The organism is Mycoplasma sp. HU2014 (genome assembly GCF_001199495.1).
Classification (GTDB): Bacteria; Bacillota_I; Bacilli_A; order Mycoplasmatales; family Mycoplasmataceae; genus Mycoplasma.
In genome coordinates, this window is the sequence record NZ_LFYS01000047.1 from 1 (window position 1) to 12,130 (window position 12,130).

Consider the following 12,130-nt stretch of genomic DNA (forward strand, 5'->3'; position numbering starts at 1 on the left):
AATTTATGAAGACAAATATTATTATTGTTTTAGAGATGTTAAAAGAGCATTCAAAGAAGAACACGACTTTATGTCAAGCAAAAAATTCTCAAAAGAAAGATATGACAAAATGAAACACAAATTTGGCACTATCGCATATGTTTCTGACCAAGACATAACATGTCAAGAAGCCTTGAATATGTATAAGCAAAGATGGGAAATTGAACTTGTTAATGACTTTTACAAAAACACTTTGGAACTTGATTCAGTTAAAGTTCATGATGATTTAAGTGTTTATGCAGATGAATTTATCAATATGCTTACATTAATTATTGGTTATAGAATTAAAAATAAATTTGAAGATGCAGGTTTATTTAAAACTAAAACATATAGAGAAATAATGAAAATTTTTAAACAATATAAAAAAGTTCAAATACCAGATAAACCTGATATTTGATACTTAACAAGAGTTGCTAAAAAGAATGAAGAGATAATAAACAAGGTCTTATATAGTTAATTTTTTGGGAAAGTCTTAGTTATATATCTTTTTACAGAAGAGACTCTCTTCTATGCACAATTTAATGGAGTAAAACTCCTTAACTAAGCACCTATAAAGGTGCTTTTTTATTTCTATTTGATATACTTAAAATTAATTAAAAGGAAAATGATTATGCAAGAAAAACAAAAACAAAGATTATTAAATGAAATTAAATTTCAAAATTCAAGAACTCCTATTTGAATAAATTTTTTAGTTCAACTTTTAACTGTAGTTAGTTTATTTTTAGTTATTTTATTTTTAGTTGGTGGAGATTTGCAAAACTTCAACTTTAATTTTTATAAAAAATTAGGTAAACTTGCTTATTTATATTTAGCTTTAATTTGTTTAGCTTATTTAATACTAGTAACTTTTATTAATTGAATATTAATATTATTAAACGTTCAAAAATCAGATTCATTAAGTTATTGTATAGGATTAGCTATGCTTTGTGTTTCAATAATTTATACTGGAGATTTAATGTATAACTGAAATGCTTCATACACTATAAAATCATTAGTCAGATTTGCTATAGCTATAATTAGTGGTTTAATTGGTGTTATTATTGGAACATTATTAAGTATGTTACAAAGAAATAAAGAATATCAAATTGAAGAAGAAAATAAAATCATTTTACTAGCTTATAAAAATGGTGAATTAATACCTACAAAAAAACAATTAAGAGCAATAAAAAAATTAGAATATAAATATAAAAAAGAACAAGAAGAATTAGAATTAATAGAATTTAAAAATAATTTATACAAAAATAAAGAGTAACAATTAGAAAGAAATTATGGAAAAAGAAATAACATTAAGAGGATATATTTCAAAATTTATATATTTATCAGGCAATTGAGGTCTTGCTATTTTTACTAGTGAAGAAAATGATAAAAAAACAATTAAAATTAAAGGTCAAATTGGATTGATGAAAACTAAGGTTTTATATCAAATTACAGGATCAATTAATACTCATGCTAAATATGGATCTAGTTTTGATGTAACTAGTTTTGAATTTGCTCAAATTGATACTCAACAACAAATTATTAATTTTTTAAAATCTGATGTTTTTCCTGGTGTAGGTAATTTAACAGCTAAAAAAATATCTCAACATTATTCTGAAAATTTTATTCAAGAAATTTTAGAAGATAAACAAAAGTTTTTATCAATCCAAGGAATAAATAAATCAAAACTAGAACATATTTATGATATTATTTTTGAAATCAATCAAAACAACTCTTTAACAAGCGAATTTATTAATAATAAGTTAAATTTAAATATTTTAGAAAAAGCACAATGATATATCAATAACCAAGAAGAATTGATAAAAGTTTTTACTAATAATTTTTTTGAATTTGCCTTTGAAAGAAATTTAGGAAATATTCAAGATATTGATGAAATATGACTTCATTTTTCAAAAAAACCAAATGATATTTCTAGAATAGCATTTTGAGCTTTTCATTGTTGTGATGAAATTTTATTTTCAACAGGAGATAGTTATACAAATAAAGAAACATTATTTAGAAAGATAAAAGATTTTATTAATATAGATACTAATGAAAATAAAGAACTTTTACTATCTAGTCTTTTATATGCTAAAGATCATAATTTATTAGTATTTAAAGAAAATAGAATTTATACTTATAGTTCATATTATGATGAACAAGAAATTGCTTTAAGTTTAGAATATCATTTAAAAAATAATTTAAATAATTCAATTGATGATGAAACTTTAAATAAATACATATTAGAAATAGAAAATGAAATTGCAAATACTAAAAATATTAAAGGTTTTAAATATGATAATTCTCAAATTAATGCTTTAAAAACTTTTGCTAAAAATAATATAACTATTATTACTGGTGGACCTGGAACTGGTAAAACTACAATTATTCAAGCTATTGTTAAGTTATTTCAAAAAATATATAAAAAATCTAAATTTTCTATTTCAACACCAACTGGAAGAGCTGCAGCTAAAATTAGAGAAAATTTTATAGAATCAGAAGCAACAACTATTCATAGATTATTAGAATATGATGGTGATGAAAATAGATTTCTTATTAATAAACAAAATGCATTATCATTTGATTTATTAATAGTTGATGAGTGTTCAATGATTGATAATCGCTTATTTAGTCAATTTTTACAATCTAGTTTAAAAGCTAAAAAAATAGTTTTAGTTGGTGATCCAGAACAATTACCAAGTGTAAATTATGGAAATGTATTTTTTGATATTATAAAAACTAATACTGTTGCTACAATTAATTTAGAACATATTCATCGTCAAAAAGAAAATAACGGAATTATTGATCTTGCTTATATGATTAAAAACAATACTTTTGATATCAACAAGATCGATCAATTAAATAATGTTAAATTTATTTTTAATACAGATAAACAGTATTGTTTAGAACAAATTAAAACTAATTATGCAAAAGATCTAGATTTTAATAATCCTTATAATACTCAAATAATTTGTCCAATGTATGCAGGAACTTTAGGTATAAATAATTTAAATGATTTTATTCAATCTAATTTCAATTTCAACATTAATGATCAACAAAAAATATATCAAAGAGCAAAAAATAAATATATCGAATCAGATAAAATCATGTATTTAAAAAATGATAGTAAATTAAATATTTCAAATGGTGATGTCGGAATTATTGATTCAATTATTTATAAAAATAATAAGTTTGATTTTGCAATTGTAAATTTCAATAATCATATTTTAGAATTCAATAATCAAAATTTCGATGATTTAACTTTAAGTTATGCATGTAGTGTTCATAAAACTCAAGGTAGTGAATATGATAAAGTTATTTTAGTTTTAGACGCTACTCATTTTAATAAATTTATAGATAAAAAACTATTATATACAGCTATTACTAGAGCTAAAAAAGAATTAATTATTATTACAAAAGAAGATATATTTATTCAAGGTATTAACAGAAGTTCTAAAAAAAGAAACACAACACTACAAGAAGTTATAATTTCAACTTTAAATAAATAGAGATTTTATTATTCTAAAAGTTTGATATTATTATTTAGTATATAAAATAGGAGAAAATCGTGAAAAAACTATTAGCATTTATTTCATTATTAACTATATCTTCAACTGCTATATCAAGTGGTTTAGTTTTTCAAACTAATAAAACTGAGAATATTTTAGTTTTAAAGCAAAATCAAAAACAATCTCAAAAAGCAGAATATAAAACAGAAAAAGGTAAATTAATTTGTACTAAAATTGGATATTTTACAAATGATAAAGGTGAAATTCAAATAGAAAGATTTTTACCTAAAATTGCACAAGTTCCTGAAACATTACCTAGTTTTATAACAAATTTATCAGATGCATTTAGAAGTGTAACTTCAAAAGAAATTAAAGGTGTTGAAAAATGAAACACTTCAAATGTGACAAATATGAATCATACTTTTTATAATTCTTCAATTTCTGATTTTGATATATCTAATTGAAATACTTCAAGTGTAACTGATATGAGTTATATGTTTGCAAAAACAAAACACTTTAATAGTGATATATCTAATTGAAATACTTCAAGTGTAATTGATATGAGTGGTATGTTTGCTGAAGCTGAAGATTTTAATCAAGAAATTAAACAAAAAGAAGTTCAAAAAGCTGAGTTAAAATACACTGCTTGAGACACTTCTAAAGTAACTAATATGAGTCATATGTTTGAAGGTACTAAAGTTTTTGATGGTGATATATCAAATTGAAATACTTCAAAAGTAACTAATATGAGTTATATGTTTAGTAATACTAAAGTATTTAATAAAGCACTAAAAAAATGAAACATAATCAGTGTAACTAATTTAAGTAATATTTTTGAATCTGCTTTAGCATTCAATAATGATATATCAAATTGAAATACTTCAAATGTAACTAATATGAGTTATATGTTTAAAAATGCAGTAGCTTTCAATCAAAACATTAATCAAAAAGAAGTAGAAAAAGATGGACAAAAATATACTGCTTGAAATACTTCAAATGTAACTAATATGAGTCATATGTTTGAAGGTGCTAAAGTTTTTAATCGTGATATTTCAAAATGAAACACTGAAAATGTAACTGATATGAGTTATATGTTTAGTTCAGCTTCTAAGTTTAATAATGAAGGAAAATCTTTAAATAGTTGAAACACTTCAAAAGTTACTAATATGAGTTTAATGTTTGAAGCATCTATAAACTTTATTCAAGAGATTTCTGATTGAGATGTATCTAATGTTGAAAATATGAACGGTATGTTTCAATCTGCTATAAATTTCAACCAAAATATAATTAATTGAAATACTTCTAAAGTAATTGATATGCAAAATATGTTCAATAATGCAGCAAATTTCAACCAAAATATATCTACAAAAGAAGTAACAAAAGATGGTAAAAAATACACCGCTTGAGATGTTTCAAATGTAACTAATATGACTTCTATGTTTAAACAAGCTGTTAAGTTTAATCAAAATATAGGTAATTGAAATACTGAAAATGTCGCAGATATGTATGCAATGTTTGAAGGTGCTATAGCTTTTAGTCAAGACTTATCAAAATGAAACGTGTCTAAAGTTACAAATTTTGATAATTTCAATAATGTATCTAATTTAAAATCAGATCAATTACCAAAATTTGTTAATCATTCTAATCAATCAAAAATTAAATGACAAACAATAGTATTTATAATTAGTGCTGTGCTTGTATCAATTGCTGTAGTTTATCTATTTATTGCTTCTAGAAAAAATAAAAAATAAAAATGCAAATCTTCATTTTTTTTAATCTTTAAAAGGATTTTGATCATCATCTAATTTTATTTGTGATTCAACATTATTTTCTTTTTTTACAGAATTAGGTATTATCTTAACTTTATTTTCTTTTTCTATTTTTTCATATTCTTTTTTATATAAAAACATTTGTTCATCAATTCTAGATAATGTTTCAAAAATAGAAGCTATAATCATAAGTAAAAATATAATTGGTAAAAGTACATAAAATAATATCTTCATGCTATATAAACTATTTATTGTTAAGCTTAATGTGAAATATAATGTATTAATAATAATTGCAAAACTATATAAACTAAAACTAACTATCAAATAAATAATATCTTTTTTATTATATTCATATTCACTTTTATTCTTTCATTTTCACCTAACAATCATATAACTTATTAAAGATAGAGAACCTAAAATTAAAAGAATAATTTCTAAAGCTATAAAAGGTTGTAAACTATTAAATATCTTTTTATTTTCTTGTCCTTTTTGTAAGTAAATTATCAATAACGCTATCGATAAAATAACACTTCCAATCGTTGCTAGATATTTTAAAAATTTATGCGATTTATAATCCATAGATTCTCCTTTCGTTTTTATTTATTAACAACAACATTTGCACCCTGACATATGACCAAATCTCATTGCTTTCTTTTTATCAACTAAAGCATAAACATCTTTTACTGGAGTATCTCCAGCATATAATATACCTTGTTGAGTTAGTTTGTAATCATTTTCATCGAATAATTTTGAAAAACTATTATCTCTAGAAAGATAAACATCTAAAACATGACCAAATTCATGATTTAATGTTTGAAATCTATTATTACTTGAAAATCAAGATCAGTTGAATTGATGTTGATTTTCTTTTGATTCAAAACTTTTATTTCTAATTATTATAAAACTATAAACAGTTGTACTATCATCTGTTAGTGATTGAGTTGAAGTTATGCCGTTAACTCCAGTAGCATCACCTATACCTTTTATATCTTTATCATTAGTTAATATTAAATTTATGAAAATCTTTTTAAAATCATCACCAGCTATTTTATAAATAATGTTAAATAATTTCAATGTTTCTTCATACAAATCTTCTTTTATAAAGCTTTTGTCATATTCATAAGCTGCATCTAAATTTCTTTTAATTTGAATAGAACTTTCTTCTATACCACTTGTGGTTTTAAATTTAGAAATATCTTTTCAATATTTATCTAATTGATCAATGCTATTAAATCGTTTATTTTTAGTTTGTTGTGTATGTTGTCTATTTTGATATGGATTGTACAAAGTAGATGTCATAAGTTTTTTTGCATATCTACCAAATTTCTGTTGACCAATTCTTGATAGTGTATAATCACTAAATTTAAAGTCTGGAGAAAATATTTGTTTTCCTAAATTTGTAATAGTATCGGTTACATATCTACGATTAAAAAATCCATATATGTATTGATTATCATTTATAACATTAGTATAACCTAAATCTCTAGGAGTTAAATTTTGTTTTTCTTGATCTAAATTAATATCATATTTAATTTCTTTATTTACTTTATTAGCATCTTCATCAATTAAATCTCTTATTCTTTTTCATTTATTGATATTAGTAATTCCACCTGAAAAATTATTTTTTAATTGTATAAAAGTTTTTGTAAAGAAGTGCTCTAGTAAATATCAAGTTACATTTTTTTGGTTGTTATTTGAGCTTACATATTTGCTAAATGATTCAGCAAAAAATTCTTGAGCAGAAGTTGAACCATATTCTGAAGTAACCATAACACTTGAAATAAGTGAGTATTTGAAATCTTCTCTTGGAACTATGCTTTGTTTTGAATTTAAAAATTCTTTATTTAAAGTTTGATCTTCAATATTTTTTATGAAATTTTCATATTCAGTTTTATTAGTATCAAAAGCAGAAGAATTTCTATATAAATAATATCTTAATGCGTGTCCTCCTCACATTAAACCATATCTTCTATTGTAGTTTGAACGATAGTCCGTTTTGCTTGTTAAATCTGGTATGTCATAATTTTTATTTAAATAAGTTTGTGCTGCAAAAACACCAACAATAAATAAAATTAAAATTCAAAGATAACGAGATATCTTTTTCATAATACTCACCTTCATTCTAACTTATAACTAATAATTTGTTCATTTTAATTTTATTTTACTCTTATATAATAACTATATATGTTATTAAATTAATAATTAAAAAAATCGGTGTTAATATTTATTCATTTTTAATATAATTAATTAAGTATTTTCTAAAAACTAAGATTAATTTTATAAACTAACACTATTTTAGTATTAGTGAAATTATTTTAATATATTTTTTGATTAAATATATTTATAGTAAATAGTTGGGAAAGATTATATGTCAAGTAAAAAACTTAAAGATTTTATGACTAAAACAATTTTAGAAAAAATAAATTATTATACTTCTAAAAAATTTGATCTAATCACTATAAAAGAAATGTTAGCGATTGAATTAATCGATATACAACCTGAACTAATATCTCTTGTTGATAAATATATAATGTATGTTATTTGATTAGAAAATAATCATAAAGATAAATCAAATGCTTTTATAAAGTTTTTAAATAAATTAGATTCTTCTGAAGAACAAAATCATGATCCAATTAATAGAATTCAAAAACAACAAGATAATTTAATAGAATATCAACACCGTAAACAAGATCAAGAAAAAATAGATCATTATTTATCTAAAATTTTTAATAAATATAAAAATAATATCGATCAGAATAAATCACTTTCAAACACTTATCAACAAATAAATGTTCAAGATCAAATTAAATATGATCAGCATATAGAAACAAATCAACAATTCACACCTAATTTAGAAAATCAATTTGATGATAGTTTAATTAATAATGAAATTAAAACTAAAGATCTATTAGTTGATAATAAAGATTTAATTGCTAATAATTTACAAGTTGAAACTGATTTATCAATAATAGAAAATGCAGTAAGTTTAAATAATGAATCTGAAAATGAAATAGAAAATAAAACTCAAGTTGATGATAAATTAGATTTATATTCTACTGATAATAAAATTGGTGATGATCAAGAAAAAATAGGTGATTATTATAAAAATATTTGAACCTTATCTGAAGAGAACAATCAAGTTGAAGAAATTGATTTAAATGATAATCTAACTGATAATCAAGAATTAGAATTAGCTAAAACAATTGATGATATAAATGGTGATCTGATTACTCATGATCCAGTTGACTTTGCAACTTTAACAGTAAATTGATTAGATTATACTAATACTCAAGAAGATGAAACTATAAAAGAAAATCAAAATGATTTAGATGATAATTTAATATCAGAAGAAGACTTTGAAATTGAAGTAGAAATTACAGCAGATAAATATTTAGAAGAACAAGATCTAACTGATAATCAAGAATTAGAATTAGCTAAAACAATTGATGATATAAATGGTGATCTGATTACTCATGATCCAGTTGACTTTGCAACTTTAACAGTAAATTGATCAGATTATACTGATAATCAAGATCAAACAATTAAAGATCAAGAAGAAGTTTTAGATGATAATTTAATAGATACTAAACTTGAAAAAACTCAATTTGAAGCTTCAATAGATCAAGTTCAAGAAGAATACGTTTTAGAATTAACTCATTCTCCAAAATTAGGTGAAAAAATTAATTATAAAGATAAAAATTATTCTGTAGTTGGTATGAGTATTAAAAAAGATGAAAACGGAAAAGATAAACCTGTTATTAAACTAGTTTCTAATGATGGATCAGAACAAACTACTGATATAACATTTGTTAAAAAATATTAAATTGAAATTAACAACTCTATATAATTGAAGTTGTTTTTTATATGTACTGAATTTTACTAAAAAATTACAATCTTGAAGCTTAGTGTCTTTTCTATATAATTTATATTTGAAAGGATAGTGAAGAAATATAAATACACTATTAGTTACTGCTGAATTATTTGGTAAAGATATAAAACCTGTAGCTATTATTGCTTTACTTTTATCTTTACTAGTTTTTGGTATTTTTTCATTTTTATAAAAACAAAGTAAAAATTGTAGAACAAAAAACCTACGTTTCCCACTTAGCTACAAAAACAGCACGTTTTTAGTAGCTATATTTTTTATAAAAAAATATAAATATCTATACTTTTATGCTTAAATATGATATAATAGAAATATGAAAAAGTCAAGAAAAGATACAAAAAGACAATGAAGAACATCAATAGCAAGAGTTAAGAAGGGTGAATATTTATCAATTGGGGTACCGAGAAGAGATAACAAGGGGTTTGAATTCAGATTCGGTTATGGTTATTTACATGAATTGAAAGAATATGACGATGATCCGCTAACTGTGATTAAAGCAATTATTGCAAACTTCCCACTATCTTGAACAAAAGAACAAGCTAAAACAAAATTAGATGAAATCTTCAAAGAGAAAAAATCATTGAAAAAAGAGGTTATAGAAAGGTATAAAGGTTACGAGATTATTGAAAAACCCTTTGATTATTTCGATATTTTTGATAATTGTTTTACTACAAGATCAACAACACTAAAAGATGTTATTATGCAATTAATTTATCAAAGAATTAAAAATCCGATTAGCGTATTTAAGACTTACAAAACAATAAAAAAAGAAAGAATAGATACTCATTCAAAAAATTCATTTTACAGATCATTAGATTATATTGCAAAAAATAAAGACGAGATTCTGAAAAACTTAAACAAGAAAATTTGTGACAACACAAATAGAAAAATTGATGTTTTGTGATTTGATGCAACAACCGCATATTTTGAAACATTTTCAAGAGAAGGGTTTAAAAAGCCTGGTTATTCAAAGGATGGAAAATTCAAGGAAGATCAAATTGTAATAGGAATGGCAACCGATGAAAATGGAATTCCATTACATTACAAAGTTTTTCCTGGAAATAGCACTGATTCAAATACATTTATTCCTTTCATGCTTGAAATTGCAGACCTTTATGAAATAAACACAGTAACTATTATTGCTGATAAAGGTATGAGTGTTAATAGAAATATTAGATTCTTAGAATAGAAATATTAGATTCTTAGAATCTAAAAATTGAAACTATATAATTTCTTATAGAATGAAAGCTGGTAGCAAACAGTTTAAAGAATACGTTTTAGATGAAAAAGATTATATAACTGATAGTTCTTTTAAATATAAAGTTCGTGATATAGCATCTTTTTACAATAAAAAACGACCAAACGGTCATTTCAGAAAACAGATAATAACTTATAGCAAAAAACGTGCAATAAAAGATAAAAATGATAGAGATATCTTGGTTCAAAATTTTATTAAAAAGATGAACAAAGATAATTTAGTTTCTTATGATAATTTAGTCGGATCAAAAAAATATAAGTTTTTTAAACCTGTAAATAAAGGTGCTTTTTATGAATTGGATGTAGCAAAAATAAATGAAGATGAAAAATACGATGGATATTATGTTTATGAAACAAATAGAACTGATTTATCTGTAGTTGATATTGTAAGTTTATATTCAAAACAGTGACAAATTGAATCTAATTTTAAAACGTTAAAAGGTAAATTGTCACTTCGTCCGATGTATTTATCAACATGAAATCATATTGTTAGATATATTTGTTTATGTTTTGTATCTTTAGTGTTTTTAAATTATGTAGTTTACCTTTTGAATTCTAGATTAGGATTACAAGGTAAAAATAGAATTACTGAACATAAAATGATTAACGTTATTAAAGATGTCAAAGAAATTGAGATATTTGTAAACAAACAAAAAACAGAAACAATACAAGTGTTTAATGATGAGTTAAAAGAAAGTTGAGATACTTATCACCTGAACTTTTCACAATTTTGTAACTAGTTATTAATAATGAAGTGTAAACCCTTTATTTAAAGGGTTTTTATTTTGAAAAAACACTAGATTTTTACTTTAAATAGTGATATAATGTAACTAGTAAAAGGAGATAAAAAAATGGCTTTTAAACCTGTAAAAATTCCATCAAAAGATATTGTATTTGGTAGAAGAAAAAACTGTACTTATGTGTACTATACAACCAAGAAAATTTTTAATAAAGAAAAGGGATATAGTGAGAACGAAAGAGTGTGCATAGGTATTGTTTCTGATGAAAAAGAAACAATGATGATACCAAACGAAAACTATGTTACCTACTTTGGAGATTTCGGTATTTCACTTGAAGAAAATGATAGTCAATTTTCAAGGGTTTTATCATTTGGTGCGAGATTGGTTGTTGACAAAATATTAGAAAAGTTAAATGTAAGCTCTATACTAAACAAAGTTTTTAAAGAAAAAACTGATTTAATAAAATCTTTAATTTGTTATTTTATTGATGATCAAAATTCAACTGCTCAACACTATGAAAAGTGAGCAAGAAGAAATGCAATTTTTGGAAATAAAATAGACAGTCAGTCAACAATCTCAAGATTATATAATAATGTTTTAAATGAAGATTCAGTGATGGAATTTACATACATGTGAAATGTGGAATTTCAAAAAAACAGCTTTTCAAGAGACATTATTTTATCTTTAGATTCAACTAACTTTAACACATATTCTGAAAACATAAATCTTGCTGAATATGGAAAAGCAAAAGTTGATGAAGGGTTAAAACAAATCAACTTAGCTTATGTGATAGACAATGAAACTACAATGCCATTGTTTTACCAAACGTTTTTAGGTTCAGTGACTGATCAAACGCAATATAAAGAGTTAATCAACAAAAGCATAGAATATGGGTACAAAAACCCTACATTAGTTATGGATAGAGGGTTTTTTAACACTGAAAACGTGAATTAT

Annotated in this window: 8 protein-coding genes and 1 pseudogene; 7 read left to right on the forward strand and 2 right to left on the reverse strand. The window is 23.1% G+C overall.

All coding sequences use genetic code 4. The features are described 5' to 3' along the window. The 4 genes from AB668_RS02600 to AB668_RS02615 all read left to right on the forward strand — a co-directional run. Positions 1-496, forward strand: a 496-nt coding sequence (locus tag AB668_RS02600; RefSeq protein WP_327138677.1) for a transposase, incomplete at its 5' end; no start/stop codon positions are given. Positions 497-649: 153 nt separating this feature from the next. Next, entirely contained in the window at positions 650-1,291 is a 642-nt protein-coding gene (locus AB668_RS02605; RefSeq protein WP_050517496.1) for a DxFTY motif-containing membrane protein, read from the forward strand. 16 nt (positions 1,292-1,307) lie between these two features. After that, positions 1,308-3,524, forward strand: coding sequence for an SF1B family DNA helicase RecD2 (recD2, locus tag AB668_RS02610; RefSeq protein ID WP_050517497.1), 2,217 nt, complete (start codon positions 1,308-1,310; stop codon positions 3,522-3,524). 59 nt (positions 3,525-3,583) lie between these two features. Next, positions 3,584-5,275 (forward strand): BspA family leucine-rich repeat surface protein, encoded by a 1,692-nt coding sequence (locus AB668_RS02615; protein WP_050517498.1) that lies wholly within the window; start codon positions 3,584-3,586, stop codon positions 5,273-5,275. 21 nt (positions 5,276-5,296) lie between these two features. Here the strand turns inward: AB668_RS02615 and AB668_RS02620 are convergent, their stop codons facing one another. Together AB668_RS02620 and AB668_RS02625 are read right to left on the reverse strand one after the other, a co-directional pair. Continuing rightward, positions 5,297-5,872: an MFS transporter gene (locus AB668_RS02620; RefSeq protein ID WP_050517499.1), complete on the reverse strand. Its 576-nt coding sequence runs from the start codon at positions 5,870-5,872 to the stop codon at positions 5,297-5,299. A 24-nt stretch (positions 5,873-5,896) separates the two neighbouring features. Beyond that, positions 5,897-7,399, reverse strand: coding sequence for a hypothetical protein (locus AB668_RS02625; protein WP_050517500.1), 1,503 nt, complete (start codon positions 7,397-7,399; stop codon positions 5,897-5,899). Between the two features lie 262 nt (positions 7,400-7,661). Here AB668_RS02625 and AB668_RS02630 point away from each other — a divergent pair, with 262 nt between their 5' ends. From AB668_RS02630 to AB668_RS02640, 3 genes and pseudogenes are all read left to right on the forward strand, one after another. Further along, positions 7,662-9,116 carry a hypothetical protein gene (locus tag AB668_RS02630; RefSeq protein WP_050517501.1) on the forward strand — a complete coding sequence of 485 codons (1,455 nt, stop codon included), beginning with the start codon at positions 7,662-7,664 and terminating at the stop codon, positions 9,114-9,116. Positions 9,117-9,492: 376 nt separating this feature from the next. After that, a pseudogene (locus tag AB668_RS02635) lies at positions 9,493-11,176 on the forward strand (IS1634 family transposase). 111 nt (positions 11,177-11,287) lie between these two features. Beyond that, the coding region (locus AB668_RS02640) for an IS1634 family transposase (protein ID WP_152908035.1) at positions 11,288-12,130 on the forward strand (843 nt) is incomplete at its 3' end.